This is a genomic window from Brevundimonas poindexterae, assembly GCF_020524625.1.
GTDB classification, from domain to species: domain Bacteria; phylum Pseudomonadota; class Alphaproteobacteria; order Caulobacterales; family Caulobacteraceae; genus Brevundimonas; species Brevundimonas poindexterae_A.
In genome coordinates, this window is the sequence record NZ_JAIVLL010000002.1 from 615,075 (window position 1) to 633,715 (window position 18,641).

General features: G+C 69.4%; 19 protein-coding genes. 8 read left to right on the forward strand and 11 right to left on the reverse strand.

The annotated features are described in order from the left end of the window. Positions 1-75: 75 nt before the first annotated feature. Both LC068_RS09380 and LC068_RS09385 read left to right on the forward strand, forming a co-directional pair. On the forward strand, positions 76-1,014 hold the full coding sequence (locus LC068_RS09380; protein WP_226636586.1) for a class I SAM-dependent methyltransferase: 939 nt from the start codon (positions 76-78) through the stop codon (positions 1,012-1,014). Beyond that, on the forward strand, positions 1,011-2,126 hold the full coding sequence (locus LC068_RS09385) for an alpha/beta fold hydrolase (RefSeq protein WP_226636588.1): 1,116 nt from the start codon (positions 1,011-1,013) through the stop codon (positions 2,124-2,126). Before LC068_RS09380 ends, LC068_RS09385 begins: the two co-directional genes overlap by 4 nt. On the opposite strand, the gene LC068_RS09390 is transcribed toward LC068_RS09385, so the two are convergent. The 6 genes from LC068_RS09390 to htpX all read right to left on the reverse strand — a co-directional run bounded on the left by LC068_RS09390 (position 2,123) and on the right by htpX (position 8,624). Next, positions 2,123-3,262, reverse strand: a complete 1,140-nt coding sequence (locus tag LC068_RS09390; protein ID WP_226636591.1) for a serine hydrolase domain-containing protein — start codon at positions 3,260-3,262, stop codon at positions 2,123-2,125. The two genes, LC068_RS09385 and LC068_RS09390, sit on opposite strands and share 4 nt — an antisense overlap. Further along, positions 3,259-4,518, reverse strand: coding sequence for a BaiN/RdsA family NAD(P)/FAD-dependent oxidoreductase (locus LC068_RS09395; protein WP_226636593.1), 1,260 nt, complete (start codon positions 4,516-4,518; stop codon positions 3,259-3,261). The genes LC068_RS09390 and LC068_RS09395 overlap by 4 nt, the downstream gene beginning before the upstream one ends. A 659-nt stretch (positions 4,519-5,177) precedes the next feature. Then, a complete protein-coding gene (locus LC068_RS09400; RefSeq protein ID WP_226636596.1) occupies positions 5,178-5,711 on the reverse strand; it encodes a hypothetical protein in 534 nt (177 codons plus the stop codon). Between the two features lie 33 nt (positions 5,712-5,744). Continuing rightward, a complete protein-coding gene (locus LC068_RS09405; protein ID WP_226636599.1) occupies positions 5,745-6,191 on the reverse strand; it encodes a hypothetical protein in 447 nt (148 codons plus the stop codon). A gap of 133 nt (positions 6,192-6,324) precedes the next feature. Further along, positions 6,325-7,560 (reverse strand): argininosuccinate synthase, encoded by a 1,236-nt coding sequence (locus LC068_RS09410; protein WP_226636601.1) that lies wholly within the window; start codon positions 7,558-7,560, stop codon positions 6,325-6,327. A gap of 113 nt (positions 7,561-7,673) precedes the next feature. Continuing rightward, positions 7,674-8,624: a zinc metalloprotease HtpX gene (gene htpX / locus LC068_RS09415; protein ID WP_226636603.1), complete on the reverse strand. Its 951-nt coding sequence runs from the start codon at positions 8,622-8,624 to the stop codon at positions 7,674-7,676. Between the two features lie 107 nt (positions 8,625-8,731). On the opposite strand from htpX, the gene LC068_RS09420 reads away from it, so the two are divergent. Together LC068_RS09420 and LC068_RS09425 are read left to right on the forward strand one after the other, a co-directional pair. Then, positions 8,732-8,965 (forward strand): succinate dehydrogenase assembly factor 4, encoded by a 234-nt coding sequence (locus LC068_RS09420; RefSeq protein WP_226636605.1) that lies wholly within the window; start codon positions 8,732-8,734, stop codon positions 8,963-8,965. A gap of 101 nt (positions 8,966-9,066) precedes the next feature. Continuing rightward, the gene (locus LC068_RS09425; protein WP_226636607.1) at positions 9,067-9,720 is read left to right on the forward strand and encodes a hypothetical protein; all 654 of its coding nucleotides are present in this window, start codon (positions 9,067-9,069) and stop codon (positions 9,718-9,720) included. Here LC068_RS09425 and pyrF read toward each other — a convergent pair. After that, on the reverse strand, positions 9,717-10,442 hold the full coding sequence (pyrF, locus tag LC068_RS09430; protein WP_226636609.1) for an orotidine-5'-phosphate decarboxylase: 726 nt from the start codon (positions 10,440-10,442) through the stop codon (positions 9,717-9,719). The two genes, LC068_RS09425 and pyrF, sit on opposite strands and share 4 nt — an antisense overlap. Before the next feature lie 95 nt (positions 10,443-10,537). Here pyrF and LC068_RS09435 point away from each other — a divergent pair, with 95 nt between their 5' ends. Continuing rightward, on the forward strand, positions 10,538-11,236 hold the full coding sequence (locus LC068_RS09435) for a MarC family protein (protein ID WP_226636611.1): 699 nt from the start codon (positions 10,538-10,540) through the stop codon (positions 11,234-11,236). On the opposite strand, the gene LC068_RS09440 is transcribed toward LC068_RS09435, so the two are convergent. Together LC068_RS09440 and LC068_RS09445 are read right to left on the reverse strand one after the other, a co-directional pair. Then, on the reverse strand, positions 11,233-12,033 hold the full coding sequence (locus LC068_RS09440; protein ID WP_226636613.1) for an SDR family NAD(P)-dependent oxidoreductase: 801 nt from the start codon (positions 12,031-12,033) through the stop codon (positions 11,233-11,235). The genes LC068_RS09435 and LC068_RS09440 overlap by 4 nt on opposite strands. Next, positions 12,030-12,494 carry an Rrf2 family transcriptional regulator gene (locus LC068_RS09445; RefSeq protein ID WP_226636615.1) on the reverse strand — a complete coding sequence of 155 codons (465 nt, stop codon included), beginning with the start codon at positions 12,492-12,494 and terminating at the stop codon, positions 12,030-12,032. The genes LC068_RS09440 and LC068_RS09445 overlap by 4 nt, the downstream gene beginning before the upstream one ends. A 164-nt stretch (positions 12,495-12,658) precedes the next feature. Here LC068_RS09445 and LC068_RS09450 point away from each other — a divergent pair, with 164 nt between their 5' ends. Beyond that, positions 12,659-14,641: a potassium transporter Kup gene (locus LC068_RS09450; RefSeq protein ID WP_226636618.1), complete on the forward strand. Its 1,983-nt coding sequence runs from the start codon at positions 12,659-12,661 to the stop codon at positions 14,639-14,641. A 3-nt stretch (positions 14,642-14,644) separates the two neighbouring features. Further along, positions 14,645-15,928 carry an RsmB/NOP family class I SAM-dependent RNA methyltransferase gene (locus tag LC068_RS09455; RefSeq protein ID WP_226636620.1) on the forward strand — a complete coding sequence of 428 codons (1,284 nt, stop codon included), beginning with the start codon at positions 14,645-14,647 and terminating at the stop codon, positions 15,926-15,928. On the opposite strand, the gene LC068_RS09460 is transcribed toward LC068_RS09455, so the two are convergent. Beyond that, complete coding sequence (locus tag LC068_RS09460) at positions 15,925-16,929, reverse strand: adenosine kinase (protein WP_226636622.1); 1,005 nt, start codon at positions 16,927-16,929, stop codon at positions 15,925-15,927. The two genes, LC068_RS09455 and LC068_RS09460, sit on opposite strands and share 4 nt — an antisense overlap. Before the next feature lie 91 nt (positions 16,930-17,020). Between LC068_RS09460 and LC068_RS09465 the strand changes: the two genes are divergently transcribed. Further along, complete coding sequence (locus tag LC068_RS09465) at positions 17,021-17,896, forward strand: ATP-grasp domain-containing protein (protein ID WP_226636624.1); 876 nt, start codon at positions 17,021-17,023, stop codon at positions 17,894-17,896. On the opposite strand, the gene nth is transcribed toward LC068_RS09465, so the two are convergent. Then, positions 17,886-18,608 carry an endonuclease III gene (nth, locus tag LC068_RS09470; protein WP_226636627.1) on the reverse strand — a complete coding sequence of 241 codons (723 nt, stop codon included), beginning with the start codon at positions 18,606-18,608 and terminating at the stop codon, positions 17,886-17,888. The two genes, LC068_RS09465 and nth, sit on opposite strands and share 11 nt — an antisense overlap. Between the last annotated feature and the right edge of the window lie 33 nt (positions 18,609-18,641).

Consider the following 18,641-nt stretch of genomic DNA (forward strand, 5'->3'; position numbering starts at 1 on the left):
AAGCCGGTCAGGCCGTCGGCCCGCCCGGCGTCGCCCACCCGTGACCGCACCCGAGAAGTGTCCCTGGAACGCGACATGTCCGATCCGACCCCGCCCGTCCTCCGGCCTTCTGCCGACGGCCTGACCCGGCCATCGCGCCGCGGCTTGCTCGTGGGCGCCGGTCTGGCCGGTCTGGTTGCGGCCTGCGATCGCGGCAAGAAGGCCCCCGAACCGGCGCCCGAGACCCCGCCCGAGCCCGAAGGTCCGCCCGAGGGCAGCCTGGCCTGGGCCATCGCAGGCAACTGGCGCGGCGAGGAACGGGCGCGCGACGAATGGCGCCATCCGTTTGAAACCCTGCGCTTCTTTGATCTTCAGCCGAAGATGACCGTGGTCGAGTTCTGGCCCGGCAGCGGCTGGTACACCGAGATTCTGGCGCCCTATCTGGCTCGCAACGGCGGGAAATATATAGCGGTGAACTTCCAGGCGGGACTGGGCAACGACCCGGCCCAGGCCAAGATGGTCACGGCCTATGAGCAACGCTACCAGGCCAATCCGCGCCTGTACGGCGAGATCACCTATGCCGATTTCGGCCCGACCAGCGGCCCGGTGGCCGAAGCCAACTCGGCTGATCTGGTCCTGTTCATGAGCCGGCTGCACTCCTGGATGGCGGCGGGTATTGCCGAAAAAGCCTTTGCCGACGCCTTCTCCGTGCTGAAGCCCGGCGGAATTCTGGGCATCGAACAGCACCGGCTGTCGCCCGAGAAGGATCAGGATCCGATCGCGGCCAGCGGCTATGTGCAGGAGGCCTATGTCCGCCAGCTGGCGGCCGAGGCCGGCTTCATCTTCGTGGCCTCGTCGGAAATCAACGCGAATGAAAGGGATGATCGCGATCATCCGTTCGGCGTCGACACCTTGGCGCCGGTCCGACTGACGGCCCCGCAGGGCGAGCCCCCCAACCCCGATTTCGACCGTACCGAATACGACGAGATCGGCGAGAGCGATCGCATGACGCTCAAATTCAGGAAACCCGAGTGAATCGAGTCGCTGCCTATGCTGCCAATGCCCCGCTGATGGGCGTGCCCGGGGCCTCGGCCCCGCCGCATGGCGAGGGTGAGTGGTTCCGGGGTGCCGGCGGCCTTCGGCTGCGGGCCGCCTTCTGGACGCCGTCCAGTCTGGTCGCGGCCAAACCCCGCGGCACGGTCGTGCTCAGCCCCGGCCGCACCGAGCCGATCGAGAAGTATTTCGAGGTCATCGGCAACATCCTGGCGCGCGGCTTTTGCGTGCTGGCCCACGACTGGCGCGGTCAGGGCCTGTCGGCGCGCCTGCTGCCGGACCGGCTGAAGGGGCATGCCCGCGCGGTCGAGGAGTTCCTCGACGACTATGCCCGCCTGCTCGACGCCTTTGAGGCGCGGGCGCCCAAGCCCTGGATCATGGTCGGCCATTCCATGGGCGGCGCCCTCAATCTGATGAGCCTCGAACTGGGCGAGAGCCGGTTCTCGGGGGCGGTGCTCAGCGCCCCCATGCTCAAGATCAAGACCGGCAAGCGGTCGATGTGGTCGGTCAAGCTGGCGGTGCGCTGGAACCTGCGCCACGGCAAGGCCGGCGACTATGTGCTGGACGATCCGGACGATCCCTTCGAGCACACCTTCGAGAAGGACGCCCTGACCTCGGACGAGACCCGGTACGAGCTGTGGCGCCAGCAACTTTACGCCTGCCCGCACCTGGCGGTCGGGGGACCGACCTGGGGCTGGCTGGGCTTTGCGCTGGATCTGGGTGAGCGAGCCCTCAAGCCCAAGGCCCTGAAGTCCGTGCGGATTCCGGTGGCCATCGTCCAGCCGGGCGAGGACGACCGGGTCTGGAAGCAGACCAACCGCTGGGCCTCCAAGCGCCTCGGACGGGGCCGCTATGTCGAGGTCCCGGGCGCGAAGCACGAAGTGCTGATGGAGACCGACCCCCTGCGCGCCGTCTTCCTCGAGGAGTTCGACGCCATGGCCGACTATGTGTCGCCGCAGCAGGACCTGTCGCCCGTCGCACAGACCGGGACGGAGACCGCTCCTGTGGTCACGACCGCGCCGGTGGAAGACCCGCTGGCCGTGCCGGACGCCCCCGATCTGGCGCCGACCGGCACCGAGCCGCGCTCCAGCTAGAGCGCCGCGTACAGGGCGTCGATCAGGGCCGTGGCGCGGGGATCCCCGATCAGGTGCGGCGACTGGCGCGTCATGACATAGGCCGCCGTCACACCGTTTTCGGGATCGGCCAGTGCACATGACCCGCCCCAGCCGCAATGGCCGACGGTGTCCGGGTTGGGACCGAAGATGCCCAGCCCCTGATTGCGCGTGAAGCCCGCCGCCCAGGACATGTCGAACGGCAACACACGATCCGGGCCGGAGATGCGTTCGCGCGTCATGGCCGCGCGGGTCGCCCCGGACAGCGTCTTGCCCGCGACACCTTCAGGCAGGGCCAGCGCCAGCATCCGCGCCAGCGCGTCAGCGGTCGCGTGGATGTTGGCCGAGGGGATCTCCATCCGGCGCCAGTCGGCCGAGCCCCGCCCGGCGGGCGCCGAGCCCTTGTCGAGAAAGGCCGCCGTCTTGATGGCGTCGATCGGCCCGAGGTCGGGGGCCGAGGTGGGCTTCTTCATCTGCGCCACGCGGCCGTGCTCGGCATCCGGCAGGCCCAGCCACAGGTCGAGGTCGGCCGGATCGGCAAAGTCCGCCTTGAGCGCCTGGCCCATTCTGCGGCCGTCAGCGCGGCGGAAGATCTCGCCGGCCAGATAGCCGATGGTGATGGGGTGATAGCCCGAGGCCGTGCCCGGGTCCCACAGGGGCGCCTGTTGGCACAGGGCCTCCAGCACCTTTTCCGGCTCGAACCAGACGGTCGGGTCGATGGCGGGCGAGAAGCCGGACAGGCCCGCCTGATGGCTCATCAGCTGTCCGAGGGTGATGGCGGACTTGCCCGCCTGACCGAAGTCGGGCCAGACCTCGGCGACCGGCGCGTCATAGTCCAGCAGGCCACGCTCGACGGCCCAGCCGATCATCAGCGCCATGACGGCCTTGCCGGTCGAGAACACGGGGACGAGGGTGTCGTCGGCAAAGCGGCGGCTGCGGGCCGTATCGGCATGGCCGGCCCACAGATCCAGCAGGACCTCTCCCCCCTGACAGACGGTGAACCGGGCGCCGATTTCGTCGAGGCCCTCGGGTCCGTCGGTGAAGTTGCGCCGGAAGGCGGCCTTCACCCCGTCAAAGCGGGCGGGGCAGGTGCCGTGGATGTCAGGAGCGTCGGTCATGGTGCCTCCCTAGCGGGCGCGGCCCCGGCGATCCAGCCCAGCACGCCGTCGGCGGCGACCACACCCGAGGCCATGACGGCCTGTAGCAGATAGCCGCCGGTCGGGGCCTCCCAGTCCAGCAACTCGCCCGCGACGAACAGGCCGGGATGGCCGTCGACCATCAGCGTCGGGGTGAGGGCTGCCGGATCGATCCCGCCGGCGCTGGAAATCGCCCGCTCCAGTCCCTGCAGCCCGGTGACGGTCAGGGGGACGGACTTGATCCGGTCCGCGAGGGTCCGGTCGTCGGTGTCCGGCGGCAGGGGCGGCGCCTCGCGCAGCAGCCCGGCCTCGACCGGCCTGAGCCTTGCGGCCCGGCGCAGGCGGTTGGCCCGCGACTGGCTGGACGGCACCCGCGCCAGACGGGCCGCGAGGCTTTCGACCGTCTCCGAGGGCCGAACATCGATGTGGAGCGTGGCGCGACCGTCCCGGTCCAGCGCCCGGCGAAGATCCGGGCCCAGCGCATAGACGGCGCCGCCCTCAAGCCCCCCTCGCGTCACCATGGCCTCGCCTAGAACCGTGCGGTCCCCGACCGTGAGCGCAATGGCCTTGAGGGGCTGACCGGCATGGCGGGCGGCGAAATCCGGCGACCACGCCACCACCGTCCCCACATTGGCGGGACTGAACGGGCGGGTGGCGATGCCCTGTCCGGCCAGCAAGTCCAGCGCCTGGCCGTCAGAGCCCAGCCGGGGCCAGCTGGCGCCGCCGGTGGCGACGATCACGGCCCGGGCGGGCACGGGTCGACGCCCGGCCTCGCCCTCGAACACCGGCTGACCGGCCTCGAAGCCGGCCCAGCGCGAGCCGGTGTGAAGCGACACGCCCTGATCCCGCAGGCGCTGCAACCAGGTCCTGAGCAGGGGCGACGCCTTCATGGCCCGGGGAAAGACACGACCGCTGGAGCCGATGAAGGTCCCGGCGCCCAGACCGTCGGCCCAGTCGCGCAAGGCTTGCGGATCGAAACGGCCCAGCCAGTCCATCACCTGGGAGGCCCGGTCGCCGTAGCGGGCGGGGAACCGGTCCAGCGGCTCGCTGTGGGTCAGATTGAGGCCGCCACGCCCCGCCATCAGGAATTTGCGCGCCGGCGAGGGCATGCGCTCATGGACCTCAACCGCCAGACCCGCCGCCGACAGGCGTTCGGCCGCCATCAGGCCGGCCGGGCCCGCGCCGATGACGACGACGGGACCGGCGGGGTCAGGCTGGAAGGGCGGCGGTGCGGTCATGGCGTGGTGTCTAGAGCAACCGTCCGGGTCGGGCGAGAATACACCGTCTGAATAGTCTGAATGGTCTGAAGGGGTCTGAAATCCATTCCTCCCCCATCGGGGGAGGGGAACCATCCGAAGGATGGTGGAGGGGGCGGACGTCATCAGAGGCACGGGCCCTTCACGCGAGGCAGCTCTGCCCCCACCACCCCGGCGCAGAGCGCCGCGGTCCCCCTCCCCCGGTGGGGGAGGAATGGTCGCGGATGCGCGGAAGCGCCCGTCCGTGGTGGCGGCGGGTTGGAGGGCAGGCGGAGCGCCGGGCCTTCGCCCGGAGTGACTAGAGTTTACCGTTTCGACGAAGGCGACGGGACCCGGGGAGGTTTGCACAGGACGGGAGTGGGGCGAGGAAGTCGGCTCGGGAAACGGGCGGGGTGTTGAAAGGATGGGGGAATTTCGGGGGCAGCGATCATAGCTGAGGCGTTCGACCCAGCGTCCCTTCTCCCCTTGCGGGAGAAGGTGGCAGGCGAAGCCTGACGGATGAGGGGTCTCTCAGTCGGGTGAAGAGGAGTCCGCTTCAGTCGGCTGGATGGCCTTCTGATCTCGGCGCGACCCCTCATCCGCCCCCTTCTCAGGGGGCACCTTCTCCCACAAGGGAAGAAGGACGGACAATACCGTTGACCTCAGTCCTCGGGGGACGGCTCGCTGTCCGGCTCGATCTCGACCGTATCCATGGCCTGGCCGAGGGCGTAGTCGGCCATCAGGCCATAGGTGGCCTGGTGCTCGGGGTCGTCGCTGGCCCAGGCGCCATTGGCCATCATGCCGTTGCCGACGGCGACCGCCTCGGCAATGCCCATGCCGCCGGCCAGATCAGCCTCGGCTAGCGCTTCGGCGACCACGGCCTCGACGTCGACCTCGGCAAGGGCGTCGGCGACGATATCCGGGATGGCGACCGCGACCGACTGGGTGAAGGCGGCCACGTCCGGCTGGTATTCGGACCACAGCGCCATGATGGCGGCTTCCTTCTGGTCCTCGCTCAGGGTCTCGCCGTCGCCAATGGCCTCGGCCCGCTCGGCGAATTCGTCCATGCGGCTCTCGAACGCCTCGGCGGCCGCATCGAGAGCGGCCTCGGCAGCGTCGGGATCAGAGGACTGGGCAAAGGCGGCCGAAACCGGCAGCAGGGCCAGGGCGGCGGCGAGGGACAGGGCGCGGATCATGGTCGATCTCCCGGAAGGAACGGAGGGAGGGGGTTATTCCCCCTCGCCTCCCATTTCGGCGGCGATTTCGCCGGACAGCAGGCCCTGGATCAGCATGTTGGAGAACATACCCTCGATCATGGCGGCGGCCGTTTCGGCGTCCTCGGCGGTGCCGCCCTCGTCGAGGGTCTGCTGGCGAACAAAGCCGGTCAGCAGGGAGACGAAGGTGTCGATCTCGGGTTGTTTGCGGTCGATGGCGGCCTGCATGCGGGCCTGACGGTCCTCTTCGCTGAGGCTGCTGTCGGCACGGATCGTCTCGACCTCGGCCACCAGGGCTTCGAGCGTGACTTCAAAGGCCTCTGCCGCGGCCTCGACATCGGCCTCGGTGATGGGGTCCTGGGCGACGACGGCAGCGGCAACCGGCGCGGCCGAGGCCGGCAGGGCAAAGGCCGAAAGCGCGAGGGCGGAGACGGCAACGGCAGACAGGATCAGGCGACGCATGGGGAGAGCCTCTGGGCTTGAAAGAAGGTCGCCCAAACCTCTGCCCAACACCGCGCGCCTTCAAGTGAAATCGCGGTAAGGCTGCGCGCCGTCTCGATTCCGGCCTGGTTCAGACCGTAATTGAGGCCGGAATTCAGGCCCCGCCGGTCCGGCGATTGCGGCGCTCCAGCACCCGCAGGCGCAGGGCATTCAGCTTGATGAAGCCCGCCGCGTCGCGGTGATCATAGGCCTGGACGCCCTCCTCGAAGGTGACCAGATCCTGATCGTACAGGCTGAACGGGCTCTCGCGGCCGATGACCGTGGCATTGCCCTTGTAGAGCTTGACCCGGACGGTGCCGGTGACCTGTTCCTGGCTCTTGTCGATGGCGGCCTGCAGCATCTCGCGCTCCGGGGCGAACCAGAAGCCGTTGTAGATCATCTGGGCGTAGCGGACCGCCAGTTCGTCCTTGAGGTGCATGGCGCCGCGATCCAGGGTGATCGACTCCATACCCCGGTGGGCGGCCAGCAGGATGGTGCCGCCCGGCGTCTCATAGATGCCGCGCGACTTCATGCCGACGAACCGGCCCTCGACCAGATCCAGACGGCCGATGCCGTTGTCCCGGCCCAGATCGTTCAGCCGGGCCAGCAGGGTGGCGGGCGACAGGGCCTCGCCGTCGATCGAGACCGCATCGCCGCGCTCGAAGCCGATCGTGATGACGGTCGGCTGATCGGGGGCATCCTCGGGCGAGATGGTGCGCTGATAGACGAATTCGGGCGCCTCGACGGCCGGATCTTCCAGAACCTTGCCCTCGGACGAGCTGTGCAGAAGGTTGGCGTCGACCGAGAAGGGCGCCTCGCCGCGCTTGTCCTTGGCGATCGGAATCTGGTGCTTTTCGGCAAAGTCGAGCAGGGCCTCGCGGCTCTTGAAGTCCCACTCGCGCCAGGGGGCGATCACGCGGATGTCGGGCTCCAGGGCATAATAGCCCAGCTCGAAGCGGACCTGGTCATTGCCCTTGCCGGTGGCACCGTGACAGACGGCGTCGGCGCCGACCATGCGGGCGATCTCGATCTGGCGCTTGGCGATCAGCGGCCGGGCGATGGAGGTGCCCAGCAGATACTGGCCTTCATAGAGGGCGTTGGCGCGGAACATGGGGAAGACGAAGTCGCGGACGAATTCCTCGCGCAGGTCGTCGATGAAGATGTTCTCGGGCTTGATGCCCATGCGCAGGGCCTTCTCCCGCGCGGGCTCGAGTTCCTCGCCCTGGCCCAGATCGGCGGTGAAGGTGACCACCTCGGCGCCGTACTCGGTCTGCAGCCACTTCAGGATGATCGAGGTGTCGAGCCCTCCGGAATAGGCGAGGACGACCTTTTTGGGCTTGGGCTCGGACATGGGGGCTATCTCGAAACAGGGGTCAGGCGGCGGGGGAGGGCCGCGCGGAAAAACGCTGGCCGCGCTTAAAGAACCAGATGACCGTCAGTGCAAGCCCTGTGGGGACCGGGCGGTCAGCCCCAGGGGCCCCGGGCCGGCGCGCGTGTCGGCGTGGCGGGCACGGTGGTGCCGGAGACCGGGGCCGCGAACATCTCGGCCCGGCGCGGCCTCGCCCCCGTTGAGGTCGCCAGCGCCATCAGCGCCTTGACCCGGTTGCCGGTGGCCGGGTGGGTCGAGAACAGGCTGTCGGCGCCCTTGCCCGCCAGCGGATTGATGATGAACAGCTGACCCGAGGCCGGATTGCGCTCGGCCACCGGATTGTGGATGCGCCGGGCGTGGGCCTCGATCTTTTGCAGGGCCGAGGCCAGGGCGTGGGGATCGCCGGCGATGTCGGCGCCGACGCGGTCAGCCTCATATTCGCGGGCGCGGCTGATCGCCATCTGCACCAGACCGGCGGCCAGCGGGGCCAGCAGCATCAGGGCCAGGGTACCGATCAGGCCGCCGGGGCGCTCGCGGTCGCCGCCGAAGAACAGGGCGAAATTGGCGAGCGCCGAGATCGCCCCGGCCACGGTAGCCGTGACCGTCATGGTCAGGGTGTCCCGGTTCTTCACATGGGCCAGCTCGTGCGCCATCACGCCGCGCACCTCGTCGCGCGTCAGCAGGTCGAGCAGGCCCGAGGTGGCACAGACGGCGGCATTCTCGGGATTGCGACCGGTGGCGAAGGCATTGGGCTGGTCGTTCGGAATGATGGCCACCACCGGCCGGGGCAGGCCGGCGGCCTCGGCCATGGCCAGAACATCCGCCACATAGGCGCGCACCACCGCATTGGGATGATGTTCGTCGACCGGCTGGGCCCGGTACATGCGCATGACGATCTTGTCGGCGTTCCAGTAGCTGAACAGGTTGAGGGCCGCCGCCAGCCCGAGGGCGATGACCATGCCGGTCACGCCGCCGATCAGATAGCCGATGCCGACGAACAGGGCGGCGAGGGCCGCCAGCAGGATGAAGGTCTTGGCGTGGTTCATCACCGGAGGAAGACTCTGACTGTTGCCGGACGAGGAAGCGGACTGGTCGGGTCGCGACCGTCTTCCTATGTGTCTCGGGCCCCGAGATGCCTCAAGAGGACCCGCCTGTGACCGAATCGCCCACCCCGCCGGTGAAAGCCCCGCAGCACAACGCCGACCTGCCGGGTGCGACACCGGACCGCCCCCTGAGCGAGGTCGAACGGCGCGCCCTTGAGGAGGCCGCCGCCCGCCGCGCGGCCAGCGAAGCCGCCGAGGCCACCGACGAGGTCGGCGGACCGCGCGGGCCCGAGCCGACCCGCTATGGCGACTGGGAGCGCAAGGGTCTGGCCGTCGACTTCTGAGGGTATCCGTCGCCTCGCGGGGGAATACCGAACGATCCGGCCCATATGGCGTTAACCTTTTCAGCGAAACCCGCCGTTCCGGCGATCTCGAGGACAAGGCGATGTCGATTTCCCCTTCCCGCCCCGGCCTGCATCTGGCCTGTGGCCTCGCGGCCCTGACGGCGTGTGCGGCGCTGGCCGCCCCGACCCTGGCCCAGACCTGGGGCGGTGACGCCTATGGCCAGGGCTACAGCCGCAGCTATTCGCAGAACAGCTACTCGCAGAGCCGCTATTCACAGGGCTATGCTCGCAGCGAGGGCCGGGTGGTGATCGCCTATGACGCCCCCTCGCCCTACGACTACGGCTACAGCTATGGCCGGTCGGGGGTCAGCGGACCCGTCTATGAGGGCGAAACGCGCGTCTATGCCGCGACGGGTGCCGCCGCGACCGGGCGGTCCGGCTATGGCTATGACTACGGCTATGGCTATGACCACAGCGGACGCGGCGAAGTCTGGTACCAGCCGCCGCGCCAGCATGACCGCTATGCCTGGCGCGATCGCAGGCGCCATGACGGATACGGTGACCGCTATGAACGCGGGTACGACCGGGGCGGGCGCTATGGCTACAGCGTCTATCAGGGCTACCGCGACGAATACGGCTATCAGGACGACCGGCCGCGCTCGGCCCGGCACCGGGGGTATGAGCGTCGCGACGACCGGTACGACCGCCGCCGTCACGACTGCGGCTGTGCCGACGTCTATCTCTACGACCGCTAGGCGATCTCGAGCATTTCGGAGGCGATCCGGGCCGCAGCCATGGCCGGACTGTCGGCCGCGACCACCGGACGGGCGACCACCAGATGGCTGGCCCCGGCCCTGAGGGCCTCGGCGGGCGTGGCGACGCGTTGCTGATCGCCTTTATCGGCGCCCGCGGGGCGCACACCGGGGGTCACCACCAGAAACGTGTCCCGGCCCGCCGCGCGGGCCAGTTCGCGGACGCGCGCCGCTTCCAGCGGGCTGGCGACCACGCCGTCCATGCCGATGTCGAGCGCCTGACGCACCCGCTGTTCGACCAGCTCGGAAGCCGTGCGGCCATAGCCGATCTCGACCAGATCCGCGTCCGACAGGCTGGTCATGACGGTCACGGCCAGCAGGCGTGTGTCCGAACCTGCGGCATCCCGGCCCCGGATCGCGGCCTTCATCACCTGCGGCTCGGCATGGACGGTCAGCAGGTCGCAGCCGCCCTCGGCCACCGCGCGGGCCGCGCCCTCCACCTGGGCGCCGATGTCGTGCAGCTTCCAGTCCTGAAAGACCATCTTGCCCCGGGCGCGCAGCTTGTGGGCGAAGGCCACGCCGCCCGGACGGGCCAGCAGGGTCAGGCCGACCTTGTAGGCCAGCACCCCGTCCGCGATCCGGTCCACCAGCGCCTCGGCCGCCTCGATCGAGGGAAGGTCCAGGCCGACGATCAGGCGCGGATCAGCCAGAACAGGAGAGGTCATCGACGGCATCCTTGCAAGCGGCTATGGGTGGTCGCGGGCGCGCCGGGGCGCGCGGCACCATCACCATACGGGTCTGAAACAGGGGGCATTCAGTCATGGGCGCGGTCGATCTTGGCGTCAACCTGTTCGTGGCCCTGTTCGCCCTGGTCGATCCGATCGGCAACATCCCGATTTTCGCCGCCGCCACGGCGGGCGCGACGCTCAGCCAGCGGATGTCGGTGTCGGCGCTCATCTGCCTGTTCATCGTCGCCTTTCTGGTCTTCTTCTTCTTCACCGGCCTGGCGCTGCTGGAGTTCTTCGGCATTTCGCTGGCCGCCTTCCGCATCGCGGGCGGCATCTTGCTGCTGCTGCTGGGTCTGGACATGGCCCGCGAGGACTTCCTCAAGATCTTTGCCGACGCCGATGCCCAGTCGGATCTGGCCGATGTGCGGGGCTATGCCCGTCGGCGCTTCCAGCGGCTGATCGTGCCCTTTGCCATGCCGCTGCTGATCGGGCCGGGCGCCATTTCGACCATCATCATCCAGGCGGGTGAGGCCACCAAGATCGGACCCGCCGGCCATGCCGCAGGCCTTGTCGCCATCGCGGCAGCCGGGATCGCGACCTTCGTCTGCTTTGCCATGACGGGGCCGATCAGCCGCCTTCTGGGCGAGGTGGGCATGGCGATCGTGGTGCGGGTTCTGGGCCTGATCCTGTGCGCCCTGGCCATCCAGTTCATTCTGGCGGGCCTCGGCGAGGCCATCCCCGGCATGTTCTCGGGCGATGTCACCACGCCCTATCCGTCAGGCGGCCACTAGATTCGCTTCAGCCGTTTCGCGTGGCCGCCGACCATGGACAGGGCCATGCGGTCGGGCAGGTGTTTGGCCAGACCGGCCATGAGGTTGTTCATGATCCCCGGGGTCACCTGCGGACGGTTTGCCTCGCAGGCCTGCCAGCCGACGCGAGCCACATGGTCGGCTGTCTGCCACATCCAGGCGGGATAGGCCGAGGAGACCTCCTCGCGGGTGCCATTCACATCGTGGAATTCGGTCAGGGTGTAGCCGGGGCAGAGGGCGGTCACATGCACGCCCGTGCCCTGCATCTCCAGCCACAGCCCCTGTGAGGCCTTGATCAGGAAGCTCTTGATCGGCCCGTACAGGGTGTCGCCACCGGTCGCGGGCATCCGCCCGGCCAGCGAGGCGACATTCAGCACCCGGCCAAAGCCGCGCTCGACCATGCCCGGTACCAGCGCGCGGCTGAGCGCCACCGGGGCGGTCAGCATCACCCGGATCATGGCCTGCTGGGCGTCGGGATCGGTATGCAGAAACCCCTCGGTGCGGCTGAAGCCGGCATTGTTGACCAGACCGTCGACCGTGAGCCCCAGGTCCACGATCCGGTCGACCAGACCGGTCACCGCGCCCTCCTCGGCCAGATCGGCGAGGAACACCCGGGCGTCGCAGCCGGTCTCCGCCGCCAGATCGGCCGCCAGCGCATCCAGGGGGGCCTTGCGCCGTGCGGTCAGGATCAGGTCCCAGCCCTCACGCGCATAGACGGTGGCGAGGGCCCGGCCGATGCCGGCCGAGGCGCCGGTGACCAGCACCCGCCGCCGGGTCATGCGCCGGTCGCGGCCGGCAGGGCGAAACCGGCCAGCGAGGGCGGGTTGTCCGCCAGCAGGTCGGCGATGGTGATGCGCGACAGGGCGGCGCCCGCCGCCTGGTCCGCCGCGACCAGCGCCCGGGCCACCTGACGGGGAATGTGTTCGCCAACCGGGCATCCCTTGGCCCCGGCGGGCGGTGAGCCGAGATGGGCGCAGCCGTGGACGGCCTTCAGCACCTCGTCCAGCCGGATGGTTTCGGGCTTGCGCACCAGCCAGGCACCGCCACTGGCGCCTGAACGGGTTTCGATCAGGCCGGCGCGGGCCAGAAGGCCGGTAACGCGCCGGATCACCACCGGATTGGTCGGCACCGAGGCGGCCAGTATCGCGCTGGGCACCGCCTGGGCAGGGCCATAGGCGCCCTTATGGGCCAGATAGGCCAGGGCGTGGGCCGCGACGGGAAATCTTTGACTGTCGGACATGAGGTTCGGGTTCCGTATCCGGATTTAGGCGTTTGTCGGAGGAATCACAAACCATGGCGGCAGGGGCCGTCCCGGGAGGCACGATTGAACCGTCCGTCGAAAGGGTCTAAAGCCCCGCGGCTTCACGGAAGGGACCGTCCTCCCACGGCTCCCGGAGACCTGGCATGATCGGGGATACCCCCAGGGCCGATGCCGCCGCGTCCAGCGAGGCAGCCGGCTCCACAGCGTCAGACGCCTGCCCGCCCGGTACCTCGCCGGGCGACGGCCACGCAGGTCACGGTCCCACCGGCAAGGGCAAGCTGGGCCTTATGATCGGCGCCATCGGCGTCGTGTTCGGCGATATCGGCACCAGCCCGCTGTACGCCATGCGCGAGGCCCTGCATCACAGCCGCTCGGGCGGTGCCGCCGAACTGGCGGTGCTGGGCGTCGTCTCGCTGGTCTTCTGGGCCCTGATCCTGGTCGTGACGCTGAAATACGTCGTCTTCCTGATGCGGGCCGACAACAAGGGCGAAGGCGGGACCCTGTCGCTGATGGCGCTGGCCCAGCATGCCATCGGCAAGCGCTCGGCCGTGGTCTTCCTGCTGGGCGTCTGCGGCGCCGCGCTGTTTTATGGCGACGGGGTGATCACCCCGGCGATCTCGGTGGTGTCCGCCATCGAGGGCCTGCGCGATGCGCCGGGCATGGGCGATACCTTTGCGCCGTTTGTCGTGCCGATCGCGGCGGGCATCCTGATTGCCCTGTTCATGATCCAGTCGCGCGGCACGGCCAGCGTGGCGAAATTCTTCGGCCCGCTGACGCTGGTCTGGTTCCTGATGCTGGCGGGGCTGGGCCTCTACCACATCTTCGACGACCTCTCGATCCTGCGGGCCCTGTCGCCGCACTATGGCGTGATGTTCCTGCTCGATAACGGCTTTCTGGGCTTCGTCATTCTGGGCAGTGTCTTCCTCGCGGTGACGGGGGCGGAGGCCCTCTATGCCGACATGGGCCATTTCGGAAAGTCGCCCATCCGGGCCGGCTGGCTGTGGGTGGTCCTGCCGTGCCTGACGCTCAACTATCTGGGCCAGGGCGGGCTGGTGCTGTCGCACCGGACGGCCGCCGAGAACCCCTTCTGGATGATGGTGCCGGAAGTGGCCTACTGGCCCGTGCTGATCATGGCGACCATCGCCACCATCATCGCCAGCCAGGCGGTGATCACCGGCGCCTTCTCGGTCACGCAACAGGCTGTCCAGCTGGGCCTGCTGCCGCGCATCGACATCCGCAACACCTCCGAAAGCCAGGCCGGCCAGATCTATGTGCCGGCGATCAATATGATGCTGATGGTCGGGGTGCTGGCCCTGCTGGTGACCTTCCAGACGTCGACCAGTCTGGCCGCGGCCTACGGGATTGCGGTGACCGGTTCGATGTTCGTCGACAGCCTGCTGGCCTGGTTCGTCGTGCGCCATCTGTGGAAGTGGAAGCTGCCGCTCAGCCTGCTGGTCATCACGCCCTTCCTCGCGCTGGACGTGATCTTCCTGACCTCGAACATGCTGAAAATCCCGCAGGGGGCGTGGTTCCCGCTGGTGCTGGGCGGCGGCCTGCTGCTGCTGATGTGGACCTGGGTGCGCGGTACCCAGATCCTGACGGCCAAGACGCGCCGCGACAGCCTGCCGCTGTCGGACCTGATCGACATGCTTTCGGCCCGGCCGCCGCACCGCACGCCCGGCACGGCCATCTTCCTGACCTCGGACCCCGAGGTCGCGCCCGTCGCCCTGATGCACAATCTCAAGCACAACAAGGTGCTGCACGAGAAGAACATCATCCTGACCGTGCGCACGGCCCAGCGGCCCCGCGTACCGACGGCCGACCGGGTGACGATCGAGCCGATCAACGGCGACTTCAAACGGGTCATCCTGTCGTTCGGCTTCATGGAACGGCCCAATGTGCCCAAGGCTCTGGGCCTGTGCCGCAAGCAGGGGCTGAAGTTCGACATCATGTCGACCAGCTTCTTCCTCGGCCGTCGCTCGGTGGTCGCCTCGGCCACCCAGGGCATGCCCCTGTGGCAGGACCGCCTGTTCATCTTCCTGCTGCGGAATGCCGCCAATCCGACCGACTTCTTCCACATCCCGCCCGGCCGCGTGGTCGAGCTGGGCACCCAGGTGTCGGTCTGACGCATGACGGATGATCCCGGCATTCAGGCCCGCCACGCGGCCGGGCTGTTGCTCAATGCGGCGCTGGAGCGGCGGAACGGCCTCGACGAGACCCTGGGCAAGGCGCCCGTCTCGACCCTGGCCCCACAGGACCGGGCCTTTGCGCGGGCGGTGGCCATGGCGGCCCTGCGACGACTGGGCGAGATCGATGCCGTCCTCGACGGGCGGCTGAAGCGATCGCCTCCCCCGGCGGTGCGCACCCTGATGCGGATTGCGCTGGCCCAGACGCTCAGCCTCGGCACCCCGGCCTTTGCCGCCGTCTCCAGCGCGGTCAAGCTGGCCGAGCGGGATCCGGCCACCCGGCCGTACAAGGCGCTGGTCAATGCGGTGCTGCGCGGCGTCGGACGGGACGGCTTCGGCGCGCCCGATCCTGTGGCCAACTTCCCCGACTGGCTCGCCGCCCGCTGGCGTCAGACCTGGGGCGAGAGCGCGCTTCAGGCCATGGCCCGGGCGGCGATTGCCGAGCCGCCCACCGACCTCAGCCTCAAGCCCTCGGCCGACGGCCCGGCGCTCGCCGAGGCGCTGGAGGGCGAGCTGCTGTTTGCCGACACGGTCCGCACCCGCCGCCGGGGCGACCTGCGCGACTGGCCGGCCTTAGAGGCGGGGGAGTGGTGGGTGCAGGACGCTGCGGCCGCCGTGCCCGCGCGCCTGCTGTCGGCCCGCCCCGACCATACGGTCCTCGATCTGTGCGCGGCCCCGGGCGGCAAGACGATGCAGCTGGCGGCGACCGGCGCCCGCATCACGGCGCTGGACCGCTCCGACAAGCGGCTGGACCGGCTGCGCGCCAATCTGGAGCGGACGGGCCTGACCGCCGAGGTGATCGCCACGCCGGCCGAAGCCTGGGACGACCCGCGGACCTTCGACCGGGTTCTGCTGGATGCGCCGTGCTCGGCTACCGGGACCTTCCGCCGCAACCCCGAGGCCCTGCGTGCCACCCGGCCGGCGGATATCGGCAATCTGGCCGATGTGCAGCACAGGCTGCTGGATGCCGCCGCTGCCCGCGTCGCGCCCGGGGGTCGGCTGGTCTATTGCACCTGTTCGCTGGAGCGCGAGGAGGGCGAGACCCAGATCACCGCCTTCCTGCGCCGCAACGACGCCTTCCGGACCGTGCCCGCCGATCCGGCGACCGTGGGCGCCCCGCCCGAGTCGCTGACACCCGAGGGCTGGCTGCGTATCCTGCCCGGCCAGTGGGAAGATCGGGGCGGTCTGGACGGCTTCTTCGTCGCCGCCCTGGAGCGCGTGGGCTAGAGGCGGATACCGGCCGCCCCGGCCAGGTCCTTGAGCGAGGTCATCGGACGCGGGCCCCAGTGGGCGATCACCTCGGCCGCGGCGATGGCGCCCAGACGACCGCAGGTTTCCAGCGGCAGGCCGCGCGCCAGACCGAACAGCACGCCCGCGGCGTATTGATCGCCGGCACCGGTCGTATCGATGACCTTGGCGACCGGCTCGGCGGCGATGTCGGCGCGCTCGCCGCCCCGCACCAGCACCGAGCCCTTCGGCCCGTGGGTCACGGCGACCACCTCGACCTTTTCAGCCAGGGCTGCAGTCGCGGCCTCGACATCGTCGGTCTCGAACAGGGCGCAGGCCTCGGCTTCATTGGCGAAGACGATGTCGGTCGAACTGTCGAGGAAGCCCAGCAGCTCGCTGCGCCAGCGGGCGACGACGAAGGTGTCCGACAGGGTGATGGCAACCTTGCGTCCGGCCTTGTGGGCGGCGTCGGCCGCGGCCTCGAAGGCGGCACGGGCCGGGGCCGGATCGAACAGATAGCCTTCCAGATAGACGATGGCGCTGTCGGCCACCCGGGCCAGGTCAACGTCTTCGGGGGCCAGCTGGTTGGCGGCGCCGAGGAAGGTGCACATGGTGCGCTGACCGTCCGGCGTGACATTGATCAGGCAGCGGCCCGTGCCCGCGCCGTCCTTCAGCACCGGCGTATCGAAGGCCACGCCCGCCGCGCGGATGTCGTGGGTGAAGACCTGACCCAGCTGGTCGTCGGCCACCTTGCCGATATAGGCCGGGCGTCCGCCCAGGCTGCCGATGCCGGCCACCGTATTGCCGGCCGACCCGCCCGAGGCCTCGACGCCGGCGGCCATGGCCTCATACAGGGTGGCGCTCTGGTCTTCGTCGACCAGCTGCATGGAACCGGGTGCCAGACCCTTTTCGCTCAGGAATTCCGGGGTGCAGGGGCTGAGCACATCGACGATGGCATTGCCGACAGCGCAGACGTCATGGGTGGGGGCGGAATGGGTCATGGGCGCCGCTTAGCCCGACTGTCCGCGCATGACCAGTGCGGGGCGACGGGGCGAGGCTTTGCCAGCGGGCAATTTCCGCTATGACCCGCCCATGTCCGATATCGTGATCCTGACCCCGAACCCCGAAGACCCCTCCTTTGCCGGCCAGTGGCCGCAGGTGCGCGACCGGCTGGTTGCCGCCTTTGCCGCAGGGGGTCTCGACGCCCGGTCGGAGGCCTGGACCGATCACATCGAGGCGGCGGACGGGCTGGCCTCGGCCGATCTGATCATGCCGCTGGTGGCCTGGGGCTATCACCGCGACCACGTCCGCTGGATGAAGGCTTGCGCGACCTGGCAGGCGGCCGGCCTGCCGATGATGAATCCGGCCCCCGTGCTGGCCTGGAATTCCGACAAATCCTATCTGGAGCGGCTGGGCGAGGCGGGCCTGCCGGTGCCGCCCACGCTGTGGAGCGAACAGGTCACGGCGGATCAGGTGGCCGACGCCTTTGATACGCTGGGCGCTGACGAACTGGTGATCAAGCCGCGCGTCTCGGGCGGCGGATGGCAGACGACGCGGCTGGCGCGGGGCGAGGCCCTGACCGAGACGCCGGAGGGACCGGCCCTGATCCAGCCCTTCATCGCGGCACTGGAGACCGAGGGCGAGCTGTCGCTGCTGGTCTTTGGCGGGCGCTTCAGCCACGCGGTGCGCAAACGCCCCCGCGCCGGCGAGTTCCGCATCCAGCAGCAGTTCGGCGGCCTCTATGCCCCCGAGCCGGATCCCGATCCGGTGGCGCTGGCGCTGGCCCGCCGGGTGCTGGCCACGGTCGAGGAGGAGCTGCTGTACGCCCGCATCGACCTGGCGCGCGGAGCCGACGGCCAGTGGCTGCTGATGGAGGCGGAGCTGATCGAGCCGGACTTCTACCTCAACCACGCCCCCGACGGCGGGCAGGCCTTCGTCGCCGCCGTCGCCGAGTACCTCAATCGTTGAGGCCGAGCGCGACCGACGGGCACAGGTCGCGGATCACGCAGGCGTCGCACTTGGGCTTTCGCGCCACGCAGGTGTAGCGGCCGTGCAGGATCAGCCAGTGATGGGCCTTGGGCAGCCAGGCCTCCGGCACGACCTGATGCAGCTGGGCCTCGACCTTGTCGGGGGTTCCGGCATTGGCCAGACCCAGCCGGTGCGACACGCGAAAGACGTGGGTGTCGACGGCGATGGCGGGTTCGATCTCCAGCTCGTTCAGCACCACGCTGGCGGTCTTGCGCCCCACGCCCGGCAGGGCCTGTAGCGCCTCGCGCGTCAGGGGCACCTCGCCGCCGTGCTGCTCCAGGACGATCCGGCTGAGGGCGATGACGTTCTTCGCCTTGTTCCGGTAAAGGCCGATCGAGGCGATGTAGGGGATCAGGCCTTCTTCCTCCAGCGCCAGCATTTTTTCCGGCGTGTCGGCCACCGCGAACAGGCGGTCGGTGGCCTTGTTGACCGAGACGTCGGTGGCCTGGGCCGACAGGGCGACGGCCACCACCAGTGTGTAGGGGCTGCTGAAATTCAGCTCGGTCTTCGGCTCGGGCATGACCGCCGACAGGCGGGCGAAGATGGCCTCGACCCGGTCGGGATCCGGCGGCCAGACGACCGCGCCGGTGGCACGCCCCGCAGAAGGGGTCTTGCGCGAGGCGGTTGCGGTCTTTCGGGAAGCACGGGCCATGACCCACGGCATCGCCGCCCCCGCCCACCGGGT